Below are 450 nucleotides of genomic sequence, written 5' to 3' on the forward strand. Positions count from 1 at the left end.
ATCAGACAATCTGTGTGGACACTGCACAAGGCGTATCTTCTAGGTAAGGAGGTGATCCAACCGCAGGTTCCCCTACGGTTACCTTGTTACGACTTCACCCCAGTCATGAATCACAAAGTGGTAAGCGCCCTCCCGAAGGTTAAGCTACCTACTTCTTTTGCAACCCACTCCCATGGTGTGACGGGCGGTGTGTACAAGGCCCGGGAACGTATTCACCGTAGCATTCTGATCTACGATTACTAGCGATTCCGACTTCATGGAGTCGAGTTGCAGACTCCAATCCGGACTACGACGCACTTTATGAGGTCCGCTTGCTCTCGCGAGGTCGCTTCTCTTTGTATGCGCCATTGTAGCACGTGTGTAGCCCTACTCGTAAGGGCCATGATGACTTGACGTCATCCCCACCTTCCTCCGGTTTATCACCGGCAGTCTCCTTTGAGTTCCCGACAT

The 450-nt window shown here is 52.4% G+C and carries 1 rRNA gene; it reads right to left on the reverse strand.

From position 1 onward, the window contains the following. Positions 1-44: 44 nt before the first annotated feature. Positions 45-450 (reverse strand): 16S ribosomal RNA (locus tag ACL9RG_RS22750); the annotation flags it as partial.

The sequence above is a fragment of the Rouxiella sp. Mn2063 genome, assembly GCF_049319665.1.
In the GTDB taxonomy this organism is placed as follows: domain Bacteria; phylum Pseudomonadota; class Gammaproteobacteria; order Enterobacterales; family Enterobacteriaceae; genus JBMOUD01.